Source organism: Streptomyces humi, from assembly GCF_001005085.2.
In the GTDB taxonomy this organism is placed as follows: domain Bacteria; phylum Actinomycetota; class Actinomycetes; order Streptomycetales; family Streptomycetaceae; genus Streptomyces; species Streptomyces humi.
Genome location: NZ_LBMU02000077.1, coordinates 35,591 through 62,054, shown reverse-complemented (window position 1 = coordinate 62,054; position 26,464 = coordinate 35,591). Strand labels below are relative to the sequence as shown.

The window sequence follows — 26,464 nt, the reverse complement described above, 5'->3', positions numbered from 1 at the left end:
GTACGCGCACGCCGTCATGCCTTCCCGCACGAGGAGCAGCACCATGAGCCAGCCCACCCCCGCCCCGGCCTGGTCATTCGAGACCCGGCAGGTCCACTCCGGCGCCGTGCCCGACCCGACGACCGGCGCCCGCGCGACGCCGATCTACCAGACGACGTCGTTCGTGTTCCGGGACACCCGGCACGCCGCCGACCTGTTCGCGCTCGCCGAGCCCGGCAACATCTACACCCGGATCCACAACCCCACCCAGGACGTCTTCGAGCAGCGGGTCGCGGCGCTGGAGGGCGGGGTCGCGGCGGTGGCGCTGGCGTCCGGGCAGGCCGCGGAGACCCTGGCGATCCTGACGCTGGCGGCCGCGGGCGACCACATCGTGTCCAGCACGTCGCTGTACGGCGGCACGTACAACCTGTTCCGGCACACGCTGCCGCGGCTCGGCGTCGAGGTGTCCTTCGTGGACGACCCGGACGACGCCGAGGCCTGGCGGGCGGCGGTCCGGCCGAACACCAAGGCCCTGTTCGCGGAGACGCTGGGCAACCCGCGCGGCAACGTCCTCGACGTACGGGCGGTCGCGGACGTGGCGCACGCGGCGGGCGTGCCGCTGATCGTGGACAACACGGTCCCGACGCCGTACCTGCTGCGGCCCCTGGAGCACGGCGCGGACATCGTGGTGCACTCGGCGACCAAGTTCCTCGGCGGCCACGGCACGGCGATCGCGGGGGTGGTCGTGGACGGCGGCACCTTCGACTTCGGCGCCCACTCCGACCGCTTCCCGGACTTCACCGAGCCCGACCCCAGCTACCACGGTCTGCGGTACTGGCCGGCGCTCGGCCCCGGCGCGTTCGCGGTCAAGCTGCGGGTGCAGCTGCTGCGCGACCTCGGTCCCGCGCTCTCCCCGCACTCGGCGTTCCTGCTGCTCCAGGGCGTGGAGACGCTGAGCCTGCGTCTGGAGCGGCACTCGGCCAACGCCCTGGCGCTGGCCGAGTGGCTGGAGCGGCGCGACGAGGTCGCCGTCGTCCACTATCCGGGCCTGCCGTCCAGCCCCTGGTACGAGGCGGGGCGGACGTACCTGCCGAACGGGGCCGGCGCGATCGTCTCCTTCGAACTGCGGGACGGCATCGAGGCGGGCAAGCGGTTCGTCGACGCGGTCGAGCTGTTCAGCCACCTCGCCAACATCGGTGACGTCCGCAGCCTGATCATCCATCCGGCGTCCACCACCCACAGCCAGCTGGACGAGGAACAGCTGACGGCGACGGGCACCGCGCCGGGCCTGGTGCGGCTGTCGGTCGGCATCGAGAACCTCGCCGACCTCAAGGCCGACCTGGAGGCCGGTTTCCGCGCGGCCAAGGGCGCCGCGTCCTGAACGCCGTACCACGTGCCCAGGTCCCCCTTCCGGCGGCCCACGGGGGCTGGCGGGAGGGGGATCCGCCGGGCCGGCGCCAGTGGCATGCCGCCCAGCACCCGCTTCCGCTGGAGACCGGCGGTGAACTGCCCGGTGTACGGCTGGCGTTCGAGACCTGGGGCCGGCTCGCCCCCGACGCCTCCAACGCCGTGCTGGTGCTGCACGCGCTCACCGGTGACAGCCATGCGGCCGGGCCCGCCGGACCGGGGCATCCGACGCCGGGCTGGTGGGACGGCCTGGTCGGGCCGGGCCTGGCCCTGGACACCGACCGCTGGTTCGTCGTCGCCCCCAACGTGCTGGGCGGCTGCCAGGGCAGTACGGGACCGGCCTCCCCGCGGACCGGGGGTCACGGCGCCTGGGGCGGCGCCTTCCCCTCCCTGACCCAGCGCGACCAGGTCGCGGCCGAGGCCGGACTCGCCGACGCGCTCGGCATCGGACGGTGGGCGCTGGTCGTGGGCGGCTCGATGGGCGGGATGCGGGCCGTGGAGTGGGCGGTGTCGTACCCGGGGCGGGTCGGCGCGCTGCTGCTGCTCGCCACCACGGCGGCGGCCGGCGCGGAGCAGATCGCGTGGACGAACGCCCAGCTCGGCGCGGTCCGCGCCGATCCCGACTGGCACGGCGGCGACTACCACGGCACCGGCCGGGCCCCGCACGCCGGACTGGGCCTGGCCCGGCGGATCGCCCATGTCACCTACCGCAGCGAGGCCGAGCTCGCGCTCCGCTTCGGCCGGGCACCGCAGGACGGCGAGGACCCCCTGGCCGGCGGCCGCTACCAGGTCGAGTCGTACCTCGACCACCACGCGGCCAAGCTGGTACGGCGTTTCGACGCGGGCAGCTACGTGGTGCTGTCACAGGCGATGAACGCCCATGACGTCGGCCGCGGCCGGGGCGGGGTGCGTGCCGCCCTCGGCCGGGTCACGGCGGCCACGCTGGTCGCGGGCGTCGACTCCGACCGGCTCTATCCCCCGGCCCAGCAGGCCGAACTGGCCGCGCTGATCCCGTCCGCCGACCGGCTCCGGCTGATCGCGTCCCCGTACGGGCACGACGGCTTCCTGATCGAGACCGGGCAGGTGGGCGCGCTGGTACGGGAGTTGCTGGGCTGAGCGGCCGCACCGCCGTGGGTGTGGCACCTTGACCGGATACGCCGTCCGCACCGATGCCCAGGAGCCGCCCGTGTCCCAGCCGTCCTACGAACTCCTGCCCGGCGCCGACGAGTCGCCCGTGCTCCTGCATGTGCCGCACTCGGCGCGGACGATCCCGGCCGGCGTCAGGGCGGGCATCGCACTCGACGACGCCTCGCTGGCCCGGGAGCTGGACCACATCACGGACGCGCACACGGCCGAACTCGCCGAGGTGGCCGCCCGGTCGGCCGGGGTGAGGCCCTGGCGGTTCGTCAACCGGCTGTCCCGGCTGGTCGTCGACCCGGAGCGGTTCCCGGACGAGCGGGAGGAGATGCTCGCCGTCGGGATGGGAGCGGTGTACACGCGGACCACCCACCGGGAGGCGCTGCGGGACCAGGGGTTCGACCCCGGGCCGCTGGTCGACCGGTACTTCCGGCCGTACGCCGAGGCGATGACCCGGGCGGTGGCCGGGCGGCTCGCCGCTACCGGGCGGGCGGTGGTGATCGACGTGCACTCCTATCCGAGCCGGGCGCTCCCCTACGAACTGCACGGCGCGGGGCCGCGGCCACCGGTGTGCCTGGGGACGGACCGCTTCCACACGCCGGGAGAGCTGACGCGGGCGGCGCGCGGGGCGTTCGCGGGATGCGGGGAGACGGCACTGGACACCCCGTTCAGCGGCACGTACGTACCGCTGGAGTACTACGGGAAGGACGCGCGGGTCGGTGCGCTGATGGTGGAGATCCGGCGGGACCTGTACATGACCGAGCCGGGCGGTCCGGCCGGCGCGGGTCTGGAACGGCTCGCCGCCGCGCTCGCCGCGCTGGTGGACTCCGCCGGCCGTCCCGGCCCGGCCCGTTGACCCATCCGGCTGGAGCACTCCCGCAGGACACCGGGTGAGGGCCGTACGACCGTGGAGGCATGACCACGGAGACGACCGCGCCCACCCCCACGGAGACGACCGCGCCCCCGGAACCGGCCCCGCCCGTCCACGTCGGGCCGGTCGCGCCCCTCGGCGCGGAGCGGGACGGCCCCGGCTGTCCCGCGGCGGCCGGGTCCGGCTCGGGGGCCGCGCCGAGCGTGCGGGACTGGCCCGCGCTGGACCTGGCGGGGACGGAGTTCGACCCGGTCCTCGCCGGCCTGATGGCGGAGGGCCCGGTCACCCGGATCCGGCTGCCGTTCGGCGAGGGCTGGGCGTGGCTCGCCACCCGGTACGAGGACGTCAGGACCGTGACCAACGACCCTCGGTTCAGCCGCGCCGAGGTGACCCGGCGGCAGGTGACCCGGCTCGCCCCGCACTTCGAGCCGCGCCCGGGCTCGCTGGCCTGGGCCGACCAGCCCGAGCACAACCGGCTGCGCCGACCGGTCGCCGGGGCCTTCACGGTCGGCGCGATGAAGCGGCTGCGGCCCCGGGCGCAGAAGATCCTCGACGAGTTGGTGGACGGGGTGGTCCGGGACGGGCCGCCCGCCGATCTGGTCGAGCGGGTGCTGGAGCCGTTTCCGGTCACCGTGGTCAGCGAGGTGATGGGGGTGCCGGAGGCGGACCGGGAGCGGGTGCACGCCTGGACCCGGCAGATCATCTCCACCTCCGGCGGCGCCGAGGCCGCGGACGCGGCCAAACAGGGGCTGTACGGGTGGATCACGGAGACGGTGCGCGCCCGGGCCGGCAGCTCCGGCGACGATGTGTACTCGCTGCTCGGGGCAGCCGTGGCCGGGGGTGAGATCGGCGAGGAGGAGGCCGTGGGCCTGGCCGGTCCGCTACAGATCGGCGGCGAGGCGGTCACCCACAACTGCGGCCAGATGCTCTTCCTGATGCTCACCCGGCCGGAGCTGATGGCACGGCTGCGGGAGCGGCCTGCGGAGCGCGGACCGGTCCTGGACGAGCTGCTGCGCTGGATCCCGCACCGCAGCACGGTCGGGCTCGCCCGGATCGCCCTGGAGGACATCGAGCTGGGCGACGGCACCCGGATCGCGGCCGGCGACCCGGTGTACGTCTCCTATCTGGCCGCCAACCGCGACCCGGACGTCTTCCCCGACCCGGACCGCATCGTGCCGGACCGTGAGCCCAACCCGCACCTCGCCTTCGGCCACGGCCCGCACTACTGCACGGGCGCGGTCCTCGCCCGGCTCCAGACCGAGCTGCTGGTCGGCACCCTGCTCGACCGGCTGCCGGAGCTGCGGCTCGCGCTGCCGGCCGAGGACGTGCCGTGGCGCCGCCGGACGATGATCCGCGGGCCGCTGGCGCTGCCGGTGGCATGGTGACAGCGCTGTGTCACCGCACACTTGGGGAGGCACGTGACACAGCGCCGCCCGCGGGGTTCAGGCCCGCAGCCACTCCGTGACGATCACCTCGCCGCCGGTCCGCAGCCGCAGCGCGAACGGACCGGCGGGCGGGGTGTCACCGGCGAAGCGGCCCATGCCGTCGGCGGAGAGCGGGCGTACCGCCCCCGGACCGCCGAGCACCTCGATGTGCGCGGGCTGCGGGGGCAGCACCTGGCCGAGCAGTCCGTCGCCGTTCACCTCGACGTCCACGGTGAGCCCGCCCGCCTGGAAGGTCAGCATCCGGGGCGGGTCGTCGACTCCCCTGACCGGGACGGCGTCGACGAGCGAGTCGAAGGTCAGCTCGGCGATCCGGGCGTCCAGGTCGTGCAGCGCGTAGGCGTCCATGGCCAGTTGGAGCAGCCCGGCCGGGAGCGGGTCGAGGACGGCGGCCGTCTGGCGCAGCTCCTCCTCCAGGGCGTCCAGGGCTTCCGCGTCCGCCCCGGCATCGGCATCGGAATCGGTGCCGGACCCAATACCGGACCCGGTGCCGGACCCGGTGTCGTCGAAGCCGTCCTCCGCCGTCGGGAACCCGTCCTCGCTCATGCCGCACCCCTCGCGTCGAGCCGGGCCCGCAGCCGGCGCAGGCAGCGCTGGCGCAGCGGGCCGATGCTGCCCACCGCGATGCCCAGCGCCACCGAAACCTCGACGTAGCTGGGCGGTGGTGAGGCCATCAGGACCCGCAGCAACTGCCTGCACCGGTCGCCGAGTTCCTCCAGCTCCTGCCAGAGCAGGCGGATCCGCTCGGCCTCGGCCGCCTGCTCCTCGGCGTCGATCAGGGACTGCTCGGGCGTGCGGTCCTCGCTGACCCGGTCCAGTACCTGCGGGTCGTCGGTCGGCAGCAGCCGGGTGAGGCCTCTGATCACCTTGAGACACTCGTTGCGGGCCGTACTGGCCAGCCAGGAACCGGCCTTGTCGGGTTCCCGGATGCGGCCCAGGTGCTGGGCGAACCGGAACCACACCGTCTGGTACACCTCGTGCCCGTCGGCGTCGGAGAGCCGGTGCGCGCGCACCACGGACCACACCAGCGGGCTCAGCCCCTCCACGAGCGCTTTCCAGGCCGCCGCGTCGCCGTCGACGGCGGACTGGACCAGCGCGCCGACCTCTGCTCGGTCCACGGTCCCACCCCTCGTGTACGGCAAGTCATCGTACGCCGTGGAGGGGAGTGTTCCGGAACTCAGGCCGTGCCGGCCAGTTGGACGACCGGAACCGGCTGCCAGGTGGCCGGGCGGAGCGCCGGGACGGGTGTCCCGCGCACCTCGGCGTACTCCGTGCCGCTCGCCAGCAGCCGGGTCCGCGCGGCGCGCGGGTCGGGCTCCTGATGGGTGGTCATCCAGTCGGCGACGAGTCCGGCGACGATGGGGGTGGCGAACGATGTTCCACTCCACTGTGCGAATCCTTCGAACATCACTTGGTCGGGTTTGCCGGGGCCGGGCGCCCCGGTGTCGGTCAGCACGCCGGTGTGGCGCGGGTACTGGCAGGTGCAGGCGTAGGTGAAGCCGAACCGGCAGGCGTCGTAGGTGGTGTGCTGGTACACGTACGGCACGGGTGTGTCGAAGCCCGCCAGCGGGCCGGTGAGCTGCTCGCCGGGGGCGTAGACCTTGACCCAGCCGCCGTGGTTGGTGAAGCAGGCGCCGTACTCGCCGTCGCTGCGCAGCGCGCCCACCGAGAGGACGGTGTCCTCGTAGCCGGAGACGTCGGCGCAGGCGGCGGGCCAGAAGGAGGTGGCGCTGCCGTTGTTGCCCGCGGCGGCGACGAGCAGGGTGGGCTGGTCGCGCAGGGCCTGCATGAAGGCCTCGACACCGAGCAGTCCGTCGGCGCTGCCGTTCGACGTGCCGGCGGAGAGGCTGATGATGTCCGGCCAGCCGTGCCGGTCGACCGCCTCGAAGAGCTTGCCGCCGAACTCGGACTCCAGGATGGCACCCACGTCGTTCATGGTGTTGGTGACGGTGATGTCCGTGTTGGGGGCGAGCGCGGCGATGAGGCCGGCGATGAACGTGCCGTGGCCGACGTACTGCTGGAGCACTCCCGCCGCGTCGGTCTCGGCGATCTGCGGGTCGCCCTGGGCGTGGGCGAGCAGCGGGTAGGAGCGGTAGTCGTGCACCAGGCCGGTGTCGATCACCATGACGCGGACCGCGGTGTCGGGGTCGTGACCTCCCTGTGCGGCCTGCGGGTTGGGCGTCTGCGCGAGCAGGGCCGGCAGCGGCTCGCAGGGGTTGCAGGAGTTGGCGTTCGTGGTGGCGACCACGTGGTTGCGGCTGACCAGCCGGCGTCCGGTGCGGCCCTCCGCCTCCCGCAGGGCGCGCAGCGCGTGGCCGACCGCGTGGTCCCGGGTGTGGTCGCCGTGGGCCGGGTCGCCGACCCGGATGCGGGTGACCCCGGTGCGGTTGCTCTCGGGACCCGTCCTGCCGACGTGGTCGGGCACCAGTCCGGCGGTCGCGGTGAAGTGGGCGCGCACGGTGTCCTCGACGACCCGGGCCTCCTCCCCGTCGCGGGCCAGCACGACCCCCCTCTCGTACAGGAACTCGGCGGAGTCGTCGGGCCCCATCGCCAGTGGAACGTCCGGCATGGAGCGCTGGATGTGATCGAACTGCTCCTGGAATCGCTGAGGTGCCATGGCCTGTCCTCCCCCGGAAACGGCGTTCTTCAGTCAGAGTCGCCGTGCCGCCGCTTGATACAGCGTCAAACCTGTGGGGCATGTCTGCCCAGGCCACTACCATCCGAGAGGTGACTGCGCGAAGCGATTCGGTTACGGAATTGCTGCCCATGGTGTTCGCCGCCCCGGGCGAGGCCCTGGCGCGGGCCGAACGCGTGCTCCGGTCCGGTCCGCCGCCGTTCGACGCGTCCGTCGCGCACCAGGTCATCGGCATCTGGCAACGGGACTTCGGGGATCTGGGCGTGGCCCTCGACCATCTGCGGCGCGCCCGGGACTTCGCGGCCCGCGCGGACTCGGCGGAGCGGGAGGCGGACGTCCTCGGTACCCTCGGGGTCGCGTTGGTGCACGCGGGGCGCACTCGGCAGGGGCTGGCCGCGATCGAGCGCGGGGTGGCCCGGAGCAACGGGCACACCCGGGCGCGGGTGCTGTACCGGCGGGCGTACGCGTGCTGGGTGCTCGGCCGGCACAAGGAGGCCCTGGAGGACGTACGGCGGGCGATACCGGCACTGCGGCAGGCCGGCGACGTCATCTGGACCGCGCGGGCGCTGAGCGTGCGCGCCACGGTGCACCTGGCCCTGGGGGCGGTGGACCGGGCGGACGCGGACTTCACGGCGGCCGAGCTGCTGTGGGAGACGACGGGCCAGGAGCACGACAAGGCGGTCGCGGTGGAGAGCCGGGGCCTGGCCGCGTTCCGCTCCGGGGACGTCCCGGCGGCGCTGCGGCTGCTCGCCGAGGCCGAGCAGCGGTACACCGAACTCGGCACTCCGCCGTTCATGCTGTACATCGCGCGCTGCGAGGTGCTGATGGCGGCCGGTCTCGCGCCCGAGGCGCTGGCCGAGGCGGACGCGGCGATCGCGACCCTGGACCGGCTCGGCGGGCAGTCCACCCGCAAGGCCGAGCTGCTGCTGGCCGCCGCCCGGGCCGCCCGCTCGGCGGGGGACGCGGGGACCGCGACCGCCCGTGCGGCCGTCGCGGTGCGGCTGTTCTCGGGGCAGCGGCGGAGCTGGTGGGAGACGCATGCCCGGCTGGAGCTGATCGAGGCCCGGGTGGCGGGCGGGGCCGCCTCGGGGCGGCTGGTGCAGGAGGCGGCCGGGGTGGCGGACCGGCTGGCGTCCTTCGGTGCCCCGGCGGCGCCGGAGGCCTCGTTGCTCGCGGGGCGGATCGCGCTGGAGCTGGGCTGGACGGCGGACGCGGAGCGGCATCTCGCGGTGGCCGCGCGCAGCAGGCACGGCGGCCCGCCGCTGGCCCGGATGACCGGCTGGGCGGCCCAGGCGCTGAGCGCCCGCGCGGCGGGTTCACGGCGGGGCGTGCTGGAGGCGTGCCGGCGCGGCCTCGACGTCCTCGACGACCACCGGATGACACTGGGCGCCTCGGAGCTGCGGGCCCGGGCCACCGCGCAGGGCGCCGAACTGGCGGCGCTGGCGCAGCAGGCGAGCCTCGCGCACGGCGGTCCGCGCCGGCTGCTGGAGTGGAGCGAGCGCTGGCGGGCCACGGTCCTGTCCGCTCCCCCGACCCGGCCGCCCGCCGACCCTGCGCTGCTCTCCTCGCTCACCGCGTTCCGGGAGATCGCCTCCCGCGCCGAGCGGGCCCGCCGGGACCGCCGTCCGGTGCCCGCGCTGGAGCGTGAACAGCGGCGCCTGGAACGGGAGATCCGCTCCCGCACCCATCACATCCGCGGTGCGGCACCCGGCGAGGGCGCCCGGTTCGATCCGGCCCGGCTGCTCGACCGGCTCGGCGCCGCCCGGCTGGTCGAACTCGCCGTTCTGGACGGCCGGGTGCAGGTGCTGCTGTGCGGCCGCGGCCGGGTACGGCGCTTCGCGGGGGGCCTGCTGGCGGAGGCGGTCGCCGAGGCGGAGCACGTCCAGGCGGGGCTGCGACGGCTGGCGCATCCGGGGGCGGAGGGGCGGCTGGCGATGGTCGAGGCGTCCGGTCGGCGTCTTCAGGAACTGCTGCTGGGCGCGGCGGCGGACCAGCTCGGCTCCGGTCCCGTGGTGGTCGTCCCGCCGGGCGCCCTGCACCGGGTGCCGTGGGCGCTGCTGCCCGCCCTGCGGGAACGGGTGCTCAGTGTGTCGCCGTCGGCGGGGAGCTGGCTGCGGGCCCGGGAGACCGAGCCGCCGCCGGGTGGCCGGCATGTGCTGGTGCGCGGGCCGGAGCTGGCGACCGGGGGCGCGGAGGTGCCCGAGGTGGCGGGCCGGTACCCGTCGGCTACGGTCCTGGAACACGATGACGCCCAGGTGCCGCGCGTTCTGGCGGAGCTGGACGGGGCCGCGCTCGCGCACATCGCGGCGCACGGCACCTTCCGGGCGGACAGCCCGCTGTTCTCGTCGCTGCTGATGGCCGACGGTCCGCTGATCGTGCACGACTTCGAGCGGCTCCGCCGCAGCCCCTACCGGATCATCCTCTCCAGCTGTGACACGGCCCGGCTCGCCTCGGTCGGCGCCGACGAACTCCTGGGCCTGGTCACGGCGTTGCTGCCGCTCGGCACGGCCGGGGTGGTGGCGAGCAGCGCGCCCGTCAACGACTCGGCGGTGGTGCCCCTGATGCTGGCCCTGCACAAGGGCCTGGGCGCCGGCCTGTCGCTGGCGGAGGCACTGCGGGACGCCCGGGCGGCCCTGCCGTCCGACGCGGTCCACCAGGCGACGGGCTGGGCCTTCGCGGCGTTCGGAGCGGCCTGAGCGGCCCGAGGGGCCTGAGGGGCCTGAAGGGCCTGAAGGGCCTGAAGGGCCTGAAGGGCCTGAGGGGCCTGAGGGGCCTGAGGGGCCTGAGGGGCCTGAGGGGCCTGAAGGGCCTGAGGGGCCTGAGCGGGACCGGCTCGGGGAGGGCCCGCGGGAAACGGCCCGCCACATGACCTTGGCCGCCCGCGACCGCCGGCGACCGCCCAGGACGGCCCGGGACGGCCCGGGACCGCCCGCGACTGCCCCGGACCGCCCGGGACGGCCCGACGATTCGCTCACGCCGATCACCCGTCTTGCCGCTCCGGCGGCCACGGCGGGGCCGCAGGCGCCGGGGATCCGCTCACGCCGACTGGGCGTCCGGCTGCTCCAGGAGCCAGGGCAGGTCCGTGCGGTCGGTGGCACCGAGGCGGGTGTACGCGCTGTAGAGGTGGTTGCCCACCGTCCTTACGGACAGGGCCAGTTGCTCGGCGATCTGCCGGTTGCTGAGGCCGGTGGCGGCAAGGGTGACGATCTGCCGCTGGCGGGCGGTGAGTTCGCCGAGGAACAGGCCGGACAGGGCCGGCGTGCGGGCGCCCTGGCAGCGGCGGGCGAGGGCGACCGCGCGGGCGCGTGACGTCCGCGCGGCGCGCGGGTCGCGGTGGGCGCGCACGGCCTGCGCGTGCGCCTCCGCGGCGAACAGCAGCAGGCCGCGCTCCGCCAGCGCCGCGGCGGCCCGGTCGAGGCCGGGTCCGTCACCGCGGGCGAGGGCGTCGGCGTGCAGCCCGAGCACGCCCGCCGGCCGCCCCGCGGCCCGCTCGGGCTCCCCCAGCCGTACGGCGCCGTAGTGCGCGAGACCCCCGTCCCCGCGCACTACGGCAGCTTCTCCCGACTCGGCGGTGGCGCGGGCGAGTTCGGTACGGCAGGAGGCGTCGCCCGGCGCCCCGCGCAGCCCCTCCCTCGCCCACGCCGCCGCCTCTCGCAGCTCCCCCCGAAGCCACGAGTACCGGGCACGCGCCGCCGCGTACCCGGCCGGTACGGGCCGGTCTCCCGACGCCGGCCACTCCCCCACCGGGGCCGGCACCTCCCGTACGTCCAACTGCTCGATGCGTTCCTCCAGTCGGTCCTGTTCGGCCCTGAGGGCGGGTCCGCCCAGGCCGGCGGTACGGGCCAGCCGCCGGACCCGCAGCCGGCCCGCCGAAGCGCGCAGCGCGGGACCGTACAGCGGGTGGGCGAGACGGATCGCGCCTTGCTCGTCGACCTGCACCAGGCCGTCGGCTTCCAGGCGTTCGAGGATCGTGAGGTCGAGACCCTCGTCGAGGTGCGGCGGCAGGGGCTCGGCGAACGCGAGGCGTTCCAGGGTGTCGCGCTCGCCGTGGCCGCGCCGCTCCAGCAGGGGCCTGATCCGGTCCCGGACGGTGGCGGTGAGCGGCAGCGGGCCGCGCCAGGCCAGCTCAGCGGTGTCCGGCACCGGGGTCAGCGACCCGGACTCGCGCAGCGCGCCCAGCAGTTCGCGCAGCAGCCGCAGATCTCCCCGGCACACCCGGTGCAGCCGGCGCACGGTGAGCGGCTCCAGACGGCTCCCGGCGAGCAGTTGGGCGGTCTCGTCGTACGGTAGCGGTTCCAGGACGACGTGGGTGAGGAGTTCCCCGGTCCACAGCCGGGAGACCGCGTCGCGGACCGGAGCCGGGTCGGCGGCGGCCACCAGCAGCCGGGTACGGCCGTGCACGGCGAGCTGGTGCACCAGGGCGGCCGAGGCCTCGTCGAGGAGGTGGGCGTCGTCGACGACCAGCAGCCGCACCTCGTTCAGCCGGCGCACCGCGCCCGGCAGCGAGACCCGGTCGGGGAGCAGGTGCGCGAACGCGGCGAACGGGAGGGCGCTGGTCTCGGGGGTGCCGGTCACCCGGGTGCAGTCGGTGCCCCGTACCGCCTCGGTGATCAGCCGGGTCTTGCCGACGCCGGCCGGGCCGGTCACCACGACACCCCGCCGGCCGGCCGGCGACGACCGCCTGACCAGCTCCAGTTCACCGTCCCGGCCGGTGAACGGCCAGGGCAGTTCGAGGGTGCGCGCGCCCTGTTCGTAAGTCGTCACACGAGTATGAGTCGCGTTACTCAGCTCTGATACAGGGAGACTTGAGTAGCTGCCGACTCAGGCGTCCGGCGGGACGGCACGGCACTCTGGGCGCATGACCCGACGCTACTGCTCGCTACCGCGGCAGCCGGTCCCGGCGTTCGCCCCGGGACTGGCCGCCGAACGGCTCGGCGCGCTCGTCGGCGGGCGGCCGATGTGGGTCAACGGCACGGTTCTGCACTACTGCTTCTTCGACGCCGACACCGACGCCTCGGTGATCCCGGTCCCCGGGACCGGGGAGACCCGCCGGGTGCCCTGGGCCGGTGCGGAGGACCAGCGGGACGTGGTGCGCGAGTGCTTCCGGCAGTGGCAGGGCCTCGGCATCGGGTTGACGTTCGCCGAGGTCCGGGACCGGTGCGAGGCCGAGCTGCGGATCGGCTTCCAGCGGGGTGACGGCTCCTGGTCGGCGATCGGCCGGGACGCGCTGTCGGTCGGTCTGGGCGAGCGCACCATGAACCTGGGCTGGGACCTGACGGAGCCGGACGGCCACTGGACGGCCCTGCACACGATCGGGCACGCGCTCGGGATGCGGCACGAGCACCAGAGCCCGTTCGCGGGTGTCCACTGGGACGACGAGGCGGTCTACGCCGACCTCGCCGGACCGCCGAACCACTGGAGCCGGGACCGCACGGACGCCAACATCCTGCGCAGGCTGGACGCGGCCGAGGCGAACGGCTCGGTGTGGGATCCGCAGTCGGTGATGCAGTACCCCTTCGGCCCGGGGCTGATCCTGGAGCCGGAGCAGTACCACCGCGGGCTGTACCCGCCCGGCTCGCTGTCCCCGGCGGACAAGGAGTTCGCGCTCCGCTGGTACCCGCCCGCGGCGGCCCCGGCCCCGCTGGTGCCGTTCCGCTCGGCACCCCTGGGTCTCGGGCCGGGCGGGCAGGCCGACTTCGCCGTGGAGCCGCCGGAGACCCGCGTCTACACCGTGGGCACCTTCGGGGAGAGCGACTCCGTCGTCGTGGTGTTCGAGGAGCGCGACGGGGAACCGCGCTACCTGGCCGGCCACGACGACGGGGGCACCCCGGGCAACGCGAGGATCAGGGTCCGGCTCGTCAAGGGCCGGCGCTACGCCGTCCGTGTCCGTCTCCATTCCACGTGGGGGTCGGGGGAGACAGCCGTCATGTGCTGGTGACACCGGCACCGGGCGGCGACACTGAGCCCGGACCACGGTCCGGCGCCGGGGGGAAGCGGTCGAGGCACGTAGCCTTCGGGGGAGGGATACGTGCCTCGACCGGTCACCGACGGGGGCGCAGTCGGCCGAGGGGCGGCGCGAGGAACCGCGCGACCGGCCCCCGCGCACGCGCACCCGGTGACGCGCCGCCTCGCCCCACCCCTCACCCGGTGACGCGTCGACCCACCCTTGCCCTCACCCGCACCCGGTGGACGCGCCGCCCCACCCCTCACCCGTCGGACTCCAGCGGCCGTTCCGGGTCCTTGGACCACTCCTCCAGCGACCCGTCGTACACCGAGACGTCCGTCCGGCCGAGCACGGTCAGCGCGAGTGCCGCCCCCGCCGCCGAGATCCCCCCGCCACAGTAGAGAACAACAGGTGAGGCGCCCGCCAGCACCCTTACCCGGTCGGCGAGTTCGCTCGTCGGCCGCATCCGCCCCGTGGCGTCCAGCAACCCCCGCCCGGGAACGCTGACGCTCCCCGGAATGTGCCCCCGACGGCTGTACCGCGTCGGCACGGAGCCGTCGTAGCCGCCCGTCGGCAGCGCGCACACCAGCACCCCCGGCCGCTCGCCCCGGACGATCGCCGCCACCTCCTCGATGCCCGTCCAGAGCTCGGGCCGGGGCACCGGCGTCACCGGTACCGCGGCGGGCTCCGCCTCGGTGTCGCCGGTGGCCAGCGGCCGGCCGGCCGCCTCCCACACCGCCAGTCCCCCGTCCAACACCGCTGCCGGTATCGAGACCGCCCGCAGCATCCACCACAGCCGGGCCGCCCAGATACCGCCCCCGGTGTCGTAGACGACGACTTCGCTGCCCTCCCCCACACCCAGCCGGGCCAGCGCCGCGGCCAGCGCCCGGGGTGCCGGAACGGCGAAGTGGTAGGGCGCGTCGGGGTCGGAGAGGTCCCCGGTCAGGTCGGCGTGGTGCGAGCCGGGGACATGACGCTCGGCCCAGCCGGCACGCCCGCCGGCCGAGCGGTGGTCGCCGTCGTGGCGGGGCGAGGGCAGCAGCGCGGTGGCGTCGAGGACGACCAGCCGGGGGTCGTCCAGGTGGGCGGCGAGCCAGGCGTCGTCGACCAGAGGGCCGGGCAGCAGGGAGGTCATGGCGCCCGATCGTACGCTCGTGACCTGGGCGTCTCAGTTCCCGGTCAGTCACGTCCCATATTCCGGACGCGGCTTGCACAGCATCCGGGAGTTGCGGTTATGGTTTCGGCCATCTACGCGGGAGCCCCTCCCCGACCGGGCTGAGAGGGCGTCTGGGATCCGTCCGCCACGTCGCGGACGCGGTCCCCATGGGGACGCCGACCGCACCAGCAGCGCTTTGCGCCCCGCGTAGGAGTTCACGTGTCCGCAGCAGTCGAGCCGCAGCCCCCGGTGCCCAACCGAGCTGCCCGCTCCTGTTGTTGTCGCCTCGCGCACTGACACGGCCGCCTCCCTTCCGCCTCCCTCGCACTCTCGTGCGCCGCTCACGGAGTACCCCCATGCCACACATACGGGTCATGCTCGACTATTTCCATCCTTGGCCGAATTCGGCCGGTCTGTATCTCTCTCGTGCCCGTGGGTGGTTCGACGCGGCCGGACTCGACGTCGAACTGGTGGTGCAGGATCCGGGGCGGGGCGACACGCTGGAGTACCTGGCCCGCGGCGAGGTGGACTTCGGGATCTTCCCGCCGAACCGGCTGCTCGCCCGGCGGGCGCTGCACGGCCAGCCGCTGATCGCCGTCGCCGCGGTCAACCACCGGGGGCTGGAGGCGGTGCAGACCACGAGGACCACGGGCATCACGAGGCCGCGTGACCTCAGCGGCCGGCGGCTCGCCTACAACCCGACCCCACGCGGGCGGGCCATGGTCCGTCACCTGGTCGCGGCCGACGGCGGCGATCCGGACGCGGTGATCACCGTCGACGCCGGCACCCGGGAACTCACCGTGGACGACATCGAGGCGGGCGAGGCGGACGCGACCTTCGGCAACTACTGGTCCTGGGACGCCCTACGCGGCGACCTGCCGGAGGACCTGCGGGTGACCTGGCCGGTGGACGAGATCGGCGCGCCCCGGTACCACAGCTACCTGCTCGGCACGAGTGAGCGGATGCTGGACGAACACCCTGCCCTGGTACGGGACTTCCTGACCGCCACCGCCCGTGGCTACCGTTCCGCCGCCGAGGAGCCCGAGGGGACGCTGGAGTTGCTGGAGCGGGTCATCCCGTACTTCCCGCGGCCGCTCATCGCCCGCTCGCTCGCTCTGGTCGCCCCCACCTGGACGGACGTCCAGGGCCGCTGGGGCGTGATCGACGCGGACCGGATGGGTCCGTACGCGCACTGGCTCGCCGAGCACGGCGCCATCGCGCACGGCCACGACTGGGACCGGTCCTTCACCAACGGCCTGCTGGCCGTGCCGGCATGACCCTGCTCACCCGGCGGCTCGCCGTGGACTTCAAACGGGTGGCGAGCGCGCTGTGTCGGGCCTGACCGCCCCGCAGCCCGACTCCCCTCCGTACGAAGGACCTCCGCATGCTCCGCCGCACCGCGCTGCCGGCCCTGGCCGCCACCACCCTCCTCGCCGTCACCACCGGCTGCTCGGCCGGGGCCGAGTCCACGGCCGCCGCCAAGGACGGCACCACCACCGTCACCCTGGCCCTGGACTGGACCCCGAACACCAACCACACCGGCATCTACGTCGCCCAGGCCAAGGGCTGGTTCAAGGACGCCGGCATCGACCTGAAGATCGTCCCGTACGGTTCGACCGCGCCCGAGACCCTGATCGCCGCCCACAAGGCCGACTTCGGCATCTCCTACCAGGAGGGCGTCACCACCGCCCGCGCCGCCGGCCAGGACATCACCTCCGTGTACGCGGTCACCCAGAAGACCGACGTGACCGTCTCCGTGCGCGCCGACCGCACCGACATCACCTCGCCCAAGGACCTGGACGGCAGAACGTACGCCGGATTCGGCGCGGCCTACGAGAAGCCGCTGCTCCGGAAGGTGATCCGGAACGCGGGCGGCAAGGGCGACTTCAAGCAGGTCACCCTCAACACCTCGGCGTACACCGCGCTCTACGCCGGCAAGGCCGACTTCGCGATGCCGATGCCGACCTGGGAGGGTCTGGAGGCGAAGCTCAGCGGGAAGCCGCTCAAGGACTTCCAGCTCTCCGACTACGGCTTCCCGGCGATCTACTCGACGCTGATCGCGTCCTCCGACCAGTACCTGAAGAAGAACCCGGCGGTGGCGAGGAAGTTCCTCGCGGCCGTCGACAAGGGGTACCGCTACGCGGCCGACCACCCCGATCAGGCCGCCGGTCTCCTCATCGCCGCCAACAAGAGCGTCCTGACCGACACCGAGCTGGTGAAGGAGAGTTCACGGCTGCTGGCCAAGGAGTACTACCGGAGCGCGGACGGCTCGACCGGCACCCAGAGCGCCGCCCGCTGGAAGGCCTTCGCCGACTTCGAGTACGGTGCCGGGCTGCTCGTCGACGCGAACGGCAAGAAGCTGACGAAGGCTCCCGACACCACCGCGTTCTTCACCGACGCCTACCTCCCGGACGCCAAGTGAGGCCCCTGCTGCGGTCGTTGTGGCCGCCTGTGCTGGTGCTCGCCGTACTGGTCGGCGGCTGGCAGCTGTACGTCACGACGGCCGGCGTCGATCCGACCACGCTGCCCTCCCCCGCCCGGGTTCTGGAGCAGGGCTGGGCCAACCGCGCGGACCTCTGGTCGCAGACCCTGCCCACCCTCCAGGAGACGCTGCTCGGCTTCGCGCTGTCGTTCGCGGCGGCCTGGCTGGTGGCGACGCTGCTGGACTTCTCGGCCGCCGCCCGCCGGGGCCTGTATCCGCTGCTGGTCGCCTCGCAGACCGTCCCGATCGTCGCCGTGGCACCCCTGCTGATCATCTGGTTCGGCTTCGGACTGCTGCCGAAGATGCTGGTGGTGACACTGACCACGTTCTTCCCACTGGCCGCCAACCTGGCCGCCGGGTTCGCGGCGACCGACCGGGAGGCCATGCGGCTGCTGCGCTCCCTGGGCGCGGGCCGGTGGCGGGCCTTCCGCCTGGTACGGGTGCCGGGCGCGATGCCGTACTTCTTCGCCGGGCTGCGGGTGAGCATCACCTACGCCGTGGTCGGCGCGGTCTTCGCCGAGTACGCGGGCGCCGAGTCGGGGCTCGGGATCTACATGCAGGCACAGAAGAGCGCGTTCCGCACCGACCTGGTGTTCGCGGCGGTCACGGTGACCGCCGCGCTGAGCGTCGCGCTGTTCGCGGCGACGTATCTGGTGGAGCGGCTGGTGCTGCCGTGGCAGCGGAAGGAGCGCCGGTCGTGAGCGGTCTGCGTGTACAGCGGGTCAGCAAGTCGTTCGGGGCGCTCGACGTGCTCCGCGAACTGGAACTGGACGTGGAACCGGGCGAGTTCGCGGCCGTGATCGGGCCCAGCGGGAGCGGCAAGAGCACCCTGTTCAACCTGGTGTCCGGGCTGGACCGGCCGGACTCCGGACAGGTCCTGGTGGAGGAGGAGCCGGCCGGGGTGGCGTCCGGCAAGGTCGCCTACATGCCGCAGAAGGACCTGCTGTTCCCGTGGCGGACGGTGCTGGACAACACGGCGCTCGGCCTGGAGGCACAGGGCGTACGGAAGAAGACCGCGCGGGCCCGGGCCGGGGCGCTGTTCGCCGACTTCGGACTGGACGGCTTCCAGCGGGCGTACCCCTCCGAGCTCAGCGGCGGCATGCGGCAGCGGGCCGCGCTGTTGCGCACGGTGGTCCTGGAGCGGCCGGTGCTGCTCCTGGACGAACCGTTCGGCGCGCTGGACTCGCTGACCCGTACCGAGATGCAGCTGTGGCTGGCCGGGATGTGGCAGCACCACCGCTGGACGGTCGTCCTCGTGACGCACGACATCCGGGAGGCGGTGCTGCTCGCCGACACCGTCCACGTGCTGTCCGCGCGCCCGGCGACGGTGGTCGAGCGGGTGCCGGTCCCGCTGCCGCACGGCGAGCGGGACGTCACCGCACCGGAGTTCACGGCGGTGGAACGCCGGGTCCTGGGCGCCCTGCGCGGTACGACGGCGGTGCCGGCGCCATGAGCACGCATCTCGCCCATGGCCTGGGCACCGACCTGGTCGAGCCGGACTGGCCGCCGCTGACCGACGCGGAGGTCACGGACGTGGTCGGTGCGGCCCGGGTCCGCTGGCGCAGCCCGCGCCCGCTGTCGGCGGCGGCCGTCGTGGAGCGCGACGGACGGCGCCTGTTCGTGAAACGGCACCACGTCTCCGTCCGCTCCCTGCCCGGCCTCGCCGAAGAGCACGCCTTCCTGCGCCACCTGCGCGAACGGGGGGCGCCGGTGGTGACGGTGCTGGACGCGGTGGCACGCGGCGAGTGGACGTACGAGGTGCACTCGGCCGGTGTCGGCACGGACCTGTACCGGGACGCCCTGTCCTGGTCGCCCTTCGCGAGTACGGCCCATGCCCGGGCGGCGGGCGCGGCGCTGGCCCGGCTGCACCTGGCGGCGGAGGGGTTCACCGTTCCCCGCCGTGCGCCGCGCCCGCTGATCGCCTCCTTCACGGTGTTCGCCGCCCCGGACCCGCGCGCGGCGCTGGCGGCCTACGTGGCCGAACGCCCCGCTCTGGCAGGGGCGTTGTCGGACCTCCCCTGGCGCGAGGACACCGAACGCGTGCTGCTTCCGCTGCACGAGCGGCTGGCTCCCCACCTGGCGGGACTGGAGCCTTTGTGGACCCACAACGACTGGCACGCCTCCAATCTCCTGTGGGGCGGGGACGGTTCGGTGTCCACGGTCCTGGACTTCGGCATGAGCGACCGCACGACCGCCGTGCACGACCTGGCGACGGCCCTGGAGCGCAACACCGTGCAGTGGCTGAGCCCGGACCGGCCGGTGCGGGAGCGGGACGCGGTCGCACTGCTGCGCGGCTACCAGGCCGTCCGCCCGCTCTCACCGGCCGAGTCGGCCGCGCTGCCGGCCCTGCTCCCGCTGGTGCACGCCGAGTTCGCCCTCTCCGAACTGGACTACTTCCACGGTGTCACCCGGTCACCGGGCAACACCCGCCTCGCGTACGAGTACTACGTCGGCCACGCCGAGTGGTTCACCGGACCGGCCGGCCGCGGACTCCTCGGCCTGGTCGCGGCGGAGGTGTGACCGGAGGTCAGCGTCGGGCCCATTCCGCCGCGAGGAGTTCGTACGAACGGACGCGGTCCCGTTGGCCGTGGGTGATCGTCGTGATGAGCAGTTCGTCGGCCCCGGTGGCCTCCCGCAGCTGCTCCAGCAGGTCGGCGACCCGCTGCGGGCTGCCGACGAACTGGGTGTCGAGGCGGTCCTGGACCAGCGCGCGGTCCTCGTCCGTCCAGACGTGGGCCCGGGCCTCCTCCGGGGTGGGGAAGGGGATGGCGCCCTCGGCCGTACGGATGCTGCGGACCCAGGTGCCGTACCCGGTGGCGAGTTCGCGCGCGGTGCTGTCGTCCTCGGCGACCACGACGTCGGCGGAGACGCTGACGTACGGCTTGTCGAGGTGGTCGGAGGGCTGGAAGAAGGACCGGTAGCCGTCCACCGCCTCCAGCACCGTGGCCGGGCTGACGTGGTAGTTGGCGGCGAAGGGCAGCCCCCGGGCGCCGGCGACCTCGGCGCTCTCGCCGCCGCTGCTGCCGAGGATCCACACCTTGATGCCGGCCCCCTCCCCGGGCACGACATGGGCCTCCAGGCCGTCCGCGGTGCGGTAGGTGCCGGCGAGCAGCGCGAGGACGTCGTCGACCTGCTCGGCGTACTCCTGGGACTCGGCGTTCGGGAGCAGGAGCAGCTTGCGCTGGAGCGCGACGCGCGGGGAGCCGAGCAGGTGCGCGAAGGAGAAGCGGGGCGGGATCAGCAGTCCGTTCGGGGCCCGGCCGTCGACCACGGGGGTCGCCGTCGCCGACGGGGCCGCCTGCGCCGCGGGCGGGCGGCCGCCGGAGCGGCCGAGGCCCAGGTCGAGGCGGCCCGGGTGCAGGGCGTCGACCAGGCCGAACTCCTCGACCGTGGACAGCGCGGTGCGGTGGCCCAGCTGTACGGCGCCGGAGCCCAGCCGGATGGTGGAGGTCGCGGCGGCGGTCAGCGCGAGGACGACCGCGGGGGACGTGCCGGCGACGCCCGGGTTGAGGTGGTGCTCGGCGAACCAGTACCTGGAGTAGCCGAACTCCTCGGCGCGCCGGGCGAGTTCGATGGAGTTGCGGAGGGCGTCGGCGGCGGTGGCGCCGCTCGGTATCGGCACCAGGTCGAGGATGCCGAGGGGGGTGTCAGACATGCGCGGGCTCCTCGGTGGCCGGCCGTACCGGCGCCCAGTCGAACGGGGGGTCGGGGATGTCCCTGCGGAGCACGGGTGCCACCGCCGACTGGAACAGCTCCAGCGAGTCCCGGTGCCGGGTGTCCGTCAGTCCGCTCGCGTCGGCGTGCAGGTGCAGGACGGTGTGCCCGAACTGCTCGTGGTAGCGGTGGACCTTGTCGATCACCTGCTGGGGGCTGCCGATCAGGGCCGAGCTGCGGTCGACGAAGTCCTCCACGGTCTCGAAGACCACGGGCAGCCCGGCCTTCTTCTGGAACGCGAGGTTGCTCTCGAACAGGGGCCGGTACACCTCCACCGCCTGCTGGGAGGTGGGCGCCACGTACAGGCCGGCGCTGCCCGCGCCGACGGCGATGTCCGCCGGGTCGTGGCCGTGGTGCTCCCAGCGTTCGCGGTAGTACCGGATCAGCTCGGCATACGGCTCGATGGGGTTGGTGACGTTGGCGGAGAACAGCGGGTCGCCGTAGCGGGCGGCGAGGTCCACGGACTCCCTGCTGGTCGCGCTGCCGTGCCAGACCCGCACCGGCCGCTGGTACGGGCGCGGCCAGACCTCGGCGTCGGTCAGCTCCGGCCGGAACCGGGTCCGGGCCGTCACCCTGTCCTCGCGCCAGAGCCGCCGGAACACCTCGTAGCTCTCGGCGTTGCGGTCCCACTGGTCCTCGGGGGTGACGTGGAACAGCTCGCGCTGGGCTGCGCCGTTGCCCTTGCCGATGATCAGGTCCAGGCGGCCCTCGGAGAGGTGGTCGAGGGTGGCGTAGTCCTCGTAGGCCCGGACCGGGTCGAGCAGGCTGAGCGTGGTGACGGCCGTGAAGAGCCGGATCCGGCGGGTGAGCGCGGCGACATGGCTGAGCACGACCGTCGGCGAGGAGGAGATGAACGGCCGCTCGTGCCGCTCCCCCACCCCGAACCCGTCGAAGCCGAGTTCCTCGGCGAGCACGGCGTTGTCCAGCACTTCCCGGAACCGGTCGTGGGTCGGCTTCAGGATGCCGGTGACCGGGTCCGGGCGGTGCACGATCAGGGTGATCGCGAGGAACTTCACGACGCGGCCCGCTCGGCGCGCCGCTGGTCGGGGTGGGCGAGACCGAGGTGGTCGCGCAGGGTGGTGCCCTCGTACTCGGTGCGGTACACGCCCTGTTCCTGGAGGAGCGGGACGACCGTGTCGGCGAAGACGTCCAGGCCGCCCGGGGTGATGTGCGGGACCAGGATGAAGCCGTCGGAGACGTCCGCCTGCACGAACTCGTTGATGGTCCGGGCGACCGTGGCCGGGGAGCCGACGAAGGACTGCCGGTTGCCGGTGTTGATCACGAGGTCGCGGATGGACCACTTGTTGGCCTCGGCCAGCTCTCGCCACTCACGGGCGACGGCGACCGGGTCGCGGTACATCCGGACCTGCGCGCGGCCCCGCGAGATGTGCTCCTCGCTCACCAGCGGGTCGACCTCCGGCAGCGGCCCCTCCGGGTCGTACGACGACAGGTCCCGGTTCCAGACGAACTCCAGGTGCTTGAGGGCCGTCGCCCCGCTGACCTGCTGGCGGCGCACCTGGTGGGCGATCTCCTCCGCCTCCTCGTCGGTGTCGCCTATGACGAAGCTGGCGGCGGGCAGGATCAGCAGGTCGCCGGGGTGCCGGCCGTACTTGGCGAGGCGGGACTTGACGTCGGTGTAGAAGGCCTGCCCGGCTTCGAGGGTGGCGTACCGGCTGAAGATCGCGTCGGCGGCGGAGGCGGCGAACTCGCGGCCCTCGTCGGACTCGCCGGCCTGGAAGACCACCGGGCGGCCCTGCGGGGAGCGCGGCACGTTGAACTGGCCGTGGATGTCGAACTGCGGGCCCTGGTGGACGAAGGAGCCGGCCTTGGCGTCGCTGAGGAAGGTGCCGGTGGCCTGGTCGGCGAGGATCTCGTCGCCGTGCCAGGAGTCGAAGAGCTCGTTCGCGGTGGCGAGGAACTCCTTGGCGCGGGAGTAGCGCTCCTCCTGCGGCAGGAAGCCGCCGCGCCGGAAGTTCTCGCCGGTGAAGGCGTCCCAGGAGGTGACGACGTTCCACGCGGCCCGGCCGCCGGAGAGGTGGTCGAGGCTGGCGAACTGGCGGGCCACCTCGTAGGGCTCGTTGAAGGTGGAGTTGATGGTGCCGGTCAGGCCGAGGTGTTCGGTGACGGCGGCGAGGGCGGCGAGGATCGTGAAGGTGTCGGGGCGGCCGACGACGTCCAGGTCGTAGATCTTGCCGCCCTGTTCGCGCAGCCTGAGGCCCTCGGCGAGGAACAGGAAGTCGAACTTGGCGCGTTCGGCGGCCTTCGCGAAGTGCGCGAAGGAGCTGAACTCGATGTGGCTGCCGGCGGCCGGGTCGCTCCACACGGTGGTGTTGTTGACGCCCGGGAAGTGGGCGGCCAGGTGGATCTGCTTCAGCGGCTTGCTCATGACGGGGCGGGTCCTTCCGGCTCAGGCAGCGGCGTAGCGGTTGGCGGGGCGGGCGAGGCCGAGGTGGCCGCGCAGGGTGGCTGCCTGGTAGGCGGTCCGGAAGCGGTCGCGGCGCTGGAGTTCGGGGACCAGGTCCCGGCTGATGCGGGGCAGGTCGTGGCCGAGGACCGCGGGCCGCAGCCGGAAACCGGTCAGCCCTTCGGCCGCGAACTCCTCGAGGAGGTCCGCGAGTTGCGCGGCCGTCCCGGCGAAGATCCGGGCGTCGCTGGTGTATGCGCCCCCGTCGAGGGCGTCGAGGCGGTCCTTGCGGGCCTCGGCCGCGGCCTGGTCGTCGTCCAGCAGGACCACGAGGTCGGCGAAGACGTGCACGGTGTCGTCGGCCCGGCCGGCGGCCTCCTGCTCGGCGCGGATCTCGGCGACGATCGCGCGGGCCTCGGCGGCGTCCTGCGGGGTGACATAGCCGACGTCGGTCCCCCGGGCGATCAGCCGGTAGGGGATCGTCTGGTGGCCGAGGGAGGTGACGAGCGGCTGTCCCTGCGGCGGGCGCGGGGTGATGGAGGGGCCCTTGACGCTGAATCTGCCGCCCTCGAAGTCGATGTAGTGCAGCTTGTCCCGGTCGATGAAGCGGCCGGTGGCGGCGTCCCGGATCTCGGCGTCGTCCTCCCAGCTGTCCCAGAGCCGGCGTAGGGCCTCGATGTAGTCGGCGGCCTCGTCGAAGTGCTCGGCGAGCCGCTCCTGACCGGCCGGGGAGGCCAGATCCGCCAGGTCGAACGGCGGGAAGGTACGGCGGCCGAAGTGGTCCGCCTCGTTCGGGCGGGCGGAGATCTGCACCCGCACTCCGGCGCGGCCGGTGCTGACGTAGTCCAGGGTGGCGATCGCCTTGGAGATGTGGAACGGCTCGGTGTGGGTGGCGATCACCGTCGGCACCAGGCCGATGTGCCGGCTGAGCGGTGCGATCCGGGCCGCGACGAGCACGGCGTCGAGGCGGCCGCGGACCTGGTCGGTGCGCCCGTCCGGCGCGCCGTGGTGGGAGGACTGGAGGCCGAGGCCGTCCTCGATGGTGACGAAGTCGATCAGGCCGCGCTCGGCCTCGGCGACCTGGTCGGCCCAGTAGCCGGCGGTGAGCAGCTCACGGGGACGGGCGACCGGCTCGCGCCAGGAGGCGGGGTGCCATCCGGTGCCGTCGAGGGCGACGGCGAGGTGCAGGTGGGAATGGGGAGATGAGGACACAGTGGTGCCTTCCTGAGGTCCGTACGAGGGCGCGCCTGGTGCTGGGGCGCGGCGGAGGAAAGTCAGGAACAACAGAGCGCGCCGGCCACGCGCAGCAGGTCGATGTGCGGCCGGGTGTGCAGGACGGTACGGCGGCTGGGACTGACCACACGTGTCATGTCCCGCACCTCCTCGGCCTGCTTCGCGTACATCTCGTCCTGAGTCACAACAGCCGGGCGTCCGCGGTTGTTCCCGGGCTGCGCACCAGCAGGGTGCGGCCGCGCAGGCGCTCGGTGAAGCCGATCGACTCGTAGAGCCGGATCGCTGTCGCGTTGTCCGGGGCCGCGTGCAGGAACGGTGTCTCCCCGCGCTCCCGGACGCCGGCGGCGACCGCGCGGACCAGACGGGTGGCCAGGCCCCGGCCGCGGTGGTCCGGGTCGGTGCAGACGGCGCTGATCTCGGTCCAGCCGGGCAGCCGCAGCCGCTCCCCGGCCATGGCGATCAGCCTGCCCCGGTGCCGGATGCCGAGATAGCCGCCCATCTCGACGGTCCGGGTGCGGAACGGGCCCGGCCGGGTGCGCTCGACCAGGTCGAGCATCTCGGGCACGTCGGCCGGTCCGAGCGGTACCGCCTCCGGGTCGGGCTCGGCCCGCAGCGCGGTGTCCACGAACTGGACGCCCCGCCCGCCGCCGACCACCTCCCAGCCGGGCGGTGCCTGCTCGACGGGCTTGATCTTCACGGTCGTTCCGGGGCCGACGAGCGCGTGCAGGTCGGCCCAGGCGGCCGGGTCGGCGGCGTCGGCGAGCGCCGCGTAGGCGTAGACGTCGTCGGGGTAGCGGGCGGCCCTGCCGAACCGCTCCGCGAGGTGGGCGTGCGGGCCGGTGAGGGCGGCCCAGACGGCGTTGTCGAGCGGTGTGGTGTCGGGGGTGAGGGGGGCTCCGCCTCCGCGGAGGTCGGTCCGGACGGTCACGGAGGCGAAGTCCTTCCTGGTAAGCCGACGGGCGTGCCGGTGCGGGGCGTCACGAGTTGTCGAGCGGCAGTCCGGGCGGGTTGACCTCGGACTTGGCGACGGCCTCGTCGGAGAGGTTGTAGGCCTTGAGCCACTGGGCGTACTGACCATGCTCGATCAGGTAGTTGATCGCGTCCGCGAGGGGCTTGGCGAGGCCGCTGTCCTTCTTGGCGGTGGCCGCGATCAGGCCTTGGAGGCTGGCGCCGGCGCCGGAGTAGGTGCCCGCGGTGCGGGTGGCGTTGGGCGTGTTCGCCGTCTGCTTGTTGTGGTAGGCGAAGCCGGGGTTGGGGCCGAACGAGGCGTCGATCTTCCCGCTGTTCAGGGCCAGGAAGGTGCTGGTGCTGTCCTGGAAGTACTTGACGGTGAGCTTCTTGCCCTCCTTGGCGAGCTTCGACTGCCACTCCAGGAGGATCTTCTCCTGGTTGGTGCCGGAGCCGACGGCGACCGTCTTGCCGGCGAGGTTCTCGTAGTTGCCGTCGAAGTTCCAGGTGCTCTTCTTCGGCACGATGAAGGCGAGGTTGTCCTGCCGGTAGGAGGCGAACTCGTACTTCTTCTTGCGTTCCTCGGTGTCGGTGATGTTGGAGAGGGCCACGTCGACCTTGCCGCTGTCGATGCCGACGAACATGTTCTCCCAGGTGAAGTTCTTGATCTCCGGCTGGAGTCCGAGGACCGCGGCGACCAGGCGGCCGAGGTCGGGTTCGGAGCCGGTGAGGGTCTTCTGGTCGCTGCCGACGTACGCCAGCGGCGGGAACCCGGCGGGCAGGGCGCCCTCGCCGATCACCAGCTTGCCGCTCTTGCGGACGGCGGCGGGCAGTTCCGCGCTGATGGACTTGACCTCGGAGACCTTGACGGCGGTCTGGGTGGCCGCGCCGTTGGAGACCCGTCCGACGACGACCTCCCCGGACTTGGCGCTGTCGGTGGTGGTGGCCGCGTCGCTGTCGCCCCCGCAGGCGGCGAGCCCGGTGGCGAGGGAGGCGACGGCGGTGGCCGCGGTGATGCCTCTGATCAGGCTGCGTCGGGTGAAGTGGGTAGACATGGCCGTTCCTTGTCGGTGCCGGTGATGAGGGTGAGGGCGTGGGGGGAGGTCTGGGGT

General features: G+C 73.7%; 23 protein-coding genes. 11 read left to right on the top strand and 12 right to left on the bottom strand.

Annotated features, from left to right (window positions below):
• Positions 1–16: 16 nt before the first annotated feature.
• The 4 genes from AAW13_RS30900 (at position 17) to AAW13_RS30885 (ending at position 4,779) form a co-directional block, all read left to right on the top strand.
• Positions 17–1,360 carry a bifunctional o-acetylhomoserine/o-acetylserine sulfhydrylase gene (locus AAW13_RS30900; protein ID WP_079179035.1) on the top strand — a complete coding sequence of 448 codons (1,344 nt, stop codon included), beginning with the start codon at positions 17–19 and terminating at the stop codon, positions 1,358–1,360.
• Positions 1,357–2,502 (top strand): homoserine O-acetyltransferase MetX, encoded by a 1,146-nt coding sequence (gene metX, locus AAW13_RS30895; protein ID WP_071659737.1) that lies wholly within the window; start codon positions 1,357–1,359, stop codon positions 2,500–2,502. The genes AAW13_RS30900 and metX overlap by 4 nt, the downstream gene beginning before the upstream one ends.
• A 70-nt stretch (positions 2,503–2,572) precedes the next feature.
• Positions 2,573–3,379 carry an N-formylglutamate amidohydrolase gene (locus AAW13_RS30890; RefSeq protein WP_046728194.1) on the top strand — a complete coding sequence of 269 codons (807 nt, stop codon included), beginning with the start codon at positions 2,573–2,575 and terminating at the stop codon, positions 3,377–3,379.
• Positions 3,380–3,438: 59 nt separating this feature from the next.
• Positions 3,439–4,779, top strand: coding sequence for a cytochrome P450 (locus AAW13_RS30885; RefSeq protein ID WP_079179034.1), 1,341 nt, complete (start codon positions 3,439–3,441; stop codon positions 4,777–4,779).
• A gap of 57 nt (positions 4,780–4,836) precedes the next feature.
• On the opposite strand, the gene AAW13_RS30880 is transcribed toward AAW13_RS30885, so the two are convergent.
• From AAW13_RS30880 to AAW13_RS30870, 3 genes are read right to left on the bottom strand one after another with little or no spacing between them, the layout of a single operon-like run.
• Positions 4,837–5,382: a hypothetical protein gene (locus AAW13_RS30880; RefSeq protein ID WP_240528786.1), complete on the bottom strand. Its 546-nt coding sequence runs from the start codon at positions 5,380–5,382 to the stop codon at positions 4,837–4,839.
• The gene (locus tag AAW13_RS30875) at positions 5,379–5,978 is read right to left on the bottom strand and encodes an RNA polymerase sigma factor (RefSeq protein WP_071659736.1); all 600 of its coding nucleotides are present in this window, start codon (positions 5,976–5,978) and stop codon (positions 5,379–5,381) included. Before AAW13_RS30875 ends, AAW13_RS30880 begins: the two co-directional genes overlap by 4 nt.
• Before the next feature lie 35 nt (positions 5,979–6,013).
• Entirely contained in the window at positions 6,014–7,453 is a 1,440-nt protein-coding gene (locus AAW13_RS30870) for a S8/S53 family peptidase (RefSeq protein ID WP_046728192.1), read from the bottom strand.
• A gap of 149 nt (positions 7,454–7,602) precedes the next feature.
• On the opposite strand from AAW13_RS30870, the gene AAW13_RS30865 reads away from it, so the two are divergent.
• A complete protein-coding gene (locus tag AAW13_RS30865) occupies positions 7,603–10,167 on the top strand; it encodes a CHAT domain-containing protein (RefSeq protein WP_046728191.1) in 2,565 nt (854 codons plus the stop codon).
• Between the two features lie 340 nt (positions 10,168–10,507).
• On the opposite strand, the gene AAW13_RS30860 is transcribed toward AAW13_RS30865, so the two are convergent.
• Complete coding sequence (locus tag AAW13_RS30860; RefSeq protein ID WP_046728190.1) at positions 10,508–12,235, bottom strand: LuxR family transcriptional regulator AbsR2; 1,728 nt, start codon at positions 12,233–12,235, stop codon at positions 10,508–10,510.
• Between the two features lie 94 nt (positions 12,236–12,329).
• Between AAW13_RS30860 and absR1 the strand changes: the two genes are divergently transcribed.
• The gene (gene absR1, locus AAW13_RS30855) at positions 12,330–13,409 is read left to right on the top strand and encodes a beta-glucuronidase AbsR1 (protein WP_046728189.1); all 1,080 of its coding nucleotides are present in this window, start codon (positions 12,330–12,332) and stop codon (positions 13,407–13,409) included.
• 268 nt (positions 13,410–13,677) lie between these two features.
• On the opposite strand, the gene AAW13_RS30850 is transcribed toward absR1, so the two are convergent.
• Positions 13,678–14,550: a sulfurtransferase gene (locus AAW13_RS30850; RefSeq protein ID WP_046728188.1), complete on the bottom strand. Its 873-nt coding sequence runs from the start codon at positions 14,548–14,550 to the stop codon at positions 13,678–13,680.
• Between the two features lie 377 nt (positions 14,551–14,927).
• Between AAW13_RS30850 and AAW13_RS30845 the strand changes: the two genes are divergently transcribed.
• From AAW13_RS30845 to AAW13_RS30825, 5 genes are all read left to right on the top strand, one after another.
• A complete protein-coding gene (locus tag AAW13_RS30845; protein ID WP_046728187.1) occupies positions 14,928–15,848 on the top strand; it encodes an ABC transporter substrate-binding protein in 921 nt (306 codons plus the stop codon).
• Positions 15,849–15,955: 107 nt separating this feature from the next.
• Complete coding sequence (locus AAW13_RS30840) at positions 15,956–16,993, top strand: ABC transporter substrate-binding protein (protein WP_046728186.1); 1,038 nt, start codon at positions 15,956–15,958, stop codon at positions 16,991–16,993.
• Complete coding sequence (locus AAW13_RS30835; protein WP_046728185.1) at positions 16,990–17,754, top strand: ABC transporter permease; 765 nt, start codon at positions 16,990–16,992, stop codon at positions 17,752–17,754. The genes AAW13_RS30840 and AAW13_RS30835 overlap by 4 nt, the downstream gene beginning before the upstream one ends.
• Complete coding sequence (locus AAW13_RS30830) at positions 17,751–18,506, top strand: ABC transporter ATP-binding protein (protein WP_079179033.1); 756 nt, start codon at positions 17,751–17,753, stop codon at positions 18,504–18,506. Before AAW13_RS30835 ends, AAW13_RS30830 begins: the two co-directional genes overlap by 4 nt.
• Positions 18,503–19,573 carry a phosphotransferase enzyme family protein gene (locus AAW13_RS30825; RefSeq protein WP_046728183.1) on the top strand — a complete coding sequence of 357 codons (1,071 nt, stop codon included), beginning with the start codon at positions 18,503–18,505 and terminating at the stop codon, positions 19,571–19,573. The genes AAW13_RS30830 and AAW13_RS30825 overlap by 4 nt, the downstream gene beginning before the upstream one ends.
• A 7-nt stretch (positions 19,574–19,580) precedes the next feature.
• Here AAW13_RS30825 and AAW13_RS30820 read toward each other — a convergent pair whose 3' ends face one another.
• The 7 genes from AAW13_RS30820 to AAW13_RS30795 all read right to left on the bottom strand — a co-directional run bounded on the left by AAW13_RS30820 (position 19,581) and on the right by AAW13_RS30795 (position 26,407).
• On the bottom strand, positions 19,581–20,708 hold the full coding sequence (locus tag AAW13_RS30820; RefSeq protein WP_046728182.1) for an LLM class flavin-dependent oxidoreductase: 1,128 nt from the start codon (positions 20,706–20,708) through the stop codon (positions 19,581–19,583).
• Positions 20,701–21,783 (bottom strand): LLM class flavin-dependent oxidoreductase, encoded by a 1,083-nt coding sequence (locus tag AAW13_RS30815; protein ID WP_046728181.1) that lies wholly within the window; start codon positions 21,781–21,783, stop codon positions 20,701–20,703. The genes AAW13_RS30820 and AAW13_RS30815 overlap by 8 nt, the downstream gene beginning before the upstream one ends.
• A complete protein-coding gene (locus tag AAW13_RS30810) occupies positions 21,780–23,153 on the bottom strand; it encodes an NtaA/DmoA family FMN-dependent monooxygenase (RefSeq protein ID WP_046728180.1) in 1,374 nt (457 codons plus the stop codon). The genes AAW13_RS30815 and AAW13_RS30810 overlap by 4 nt, the downstream gene beginning before the upstream one ends.
• Before the next feature lie 21 nt (positions 23,154–23,174).
• Entirely contained in the window at positions 23,175–24,383 is a 1,209-nt protein-coding gene (locus AAW13_RS30805; protein WP_046728179.1) for an LLM class flavin-dependent oxidoreductase, read from the bottom strand.
• A 62-nt stretch (positions 24,384–24,445) separates the two neighbouring features.
• Positions 24,446–24,541: a putative leader peptide gene (locus AAW13_RS47680; RefSeq protein ID WP_338059067.1), complete on the bottom strand. Its 96-nt coding sequence runs from the start codon at positions 24,539–24,541 to the stop codon at positions 24,446–24,448.
• 44 nt (positions 24,542–24,585) lie between these two features.
• Positions 24,586–25,332 carry a GNAT family N-acetyltransferase gene (locus AAW13_RS30800; protein WP_046728178.1) on the bottom strand — a complete coding sequence of 249 codons (747 nt, stop codon included), beginning with the start codon at positions 25,330–25,332 and terminating at the stop codon, positions 24,586–24,588.
• A gap of 49 nt (positions 25,333–25,381) precedes the next feature.
• Positions 25,382–26,407 carry a transporter substrate-binding domain-containing protein gene (locus AAW13_RS30795; protein ID WP_046728177.1) on the bottom strand — a complete coding sequence of 342 codons (1,026 nt, stop codon included), beginning with the start codon at positions 26,405–26,407 and terminating at the stop codon, positions 25,382–25,384.
• Between the last annotated feature and the right edge of the window lie 57 nt (positions 26,408–26,464).

Coding starts and splice junctions, on each gene's coding strand:
- AAW13_RS47680 (WP_338059067.1), bottom strand. CDS start 24,541: ATGACACGTGTGGTCAGTCCCAGCCGCCGTACCGTCCTGCACACCCGG.
- AAW13_RS30870 (WP_046728192.1), bottom strand. CDS start 7,453: ATGGCACCTCAGCGATTCCAGGAGCAGTTCGATCACATCCAGCGCTCC.
- AAW13_RS30840 (WP_046728186.1), top strand. CDS start 15,956: ATGCTCCGCCGCACCGCGCTGCCGGCCCTGGCCGCCACCACCCTCCTC.
- absR1 (WP_046728189.1), top strand. CDS start 12,330: ATGACCCGACGCTACTGCTCGCTACCGCGGCAGCCGGTCCCGGCGTTC.
- AAW13_RS30825 (WP_046728183.1), top strand. CDS start 18,503: ATGAGCACGCATCTCGCCCATGGCCTGGGCACCGACCTGGTCGAGCCG.
- AAW13_RS30865 (WP_046728191.1), top strand. CDS start 7,603: ATGGTGTTCGCCGCCCCGGGCGAGGCCCTGGCGCGGGCCGAACGCGTG.
- AAW13_RS30880 (WP_240528786.1), bottom strand. CDS start 5,382: ATGAGCGAGGACGGGTTCCCGACGGCGGAGGACGGCTTCGACGACACC.
- AAW13_RS30850 (WP_046728188.1), bottom strand. CDS start 14,550: ATGACCTCCCTGCTGCCCGGCCCTCTGGTCGACGACGCCTGGCTCGCC.
- AAW13_RS30820 (WP_046728182.1), bottom strand. CDS start 20,708: ATGTCTGACACCCCCCTCGGCATCCTCGACCTGGTGCCGATACCGAGC.
- AAW13_RS30885 (WP_079179034.1), top strand. CDS start 3,439: ATGACCACGGAGACGACCGCGCCCACCCCCACGGAGACGACCGCGCCC.
- AAW13_RS30845 (WP_046728187.1), top strand. CDS start 14,928: ATGCCACACATACGGGTCATGCTCGACTATTTCCATCCTTGGCCGAAT.
- AAW13_RS30810 (WP_046728180.1), bottom strand. CDS start 23,153: ATGAGCAAGCCGCTGAAGCAGATCCACCTGGCCGCCCACTTCCCGGGC.
- AAW13_RS30795 (WP_046728177.1), bottom strand. CDS start 26,407: ATGTCTACCCACTTCACCCGACGCAGCCTGATCAGAGGCATCACCGCG.
- AAW13_RS30900 (WP_079179035.1), top strand. CDS start 17: ATGCCTTCCCGCACGAGGAGCAGCACCATGAGCCAGCCCACCCCCGCC.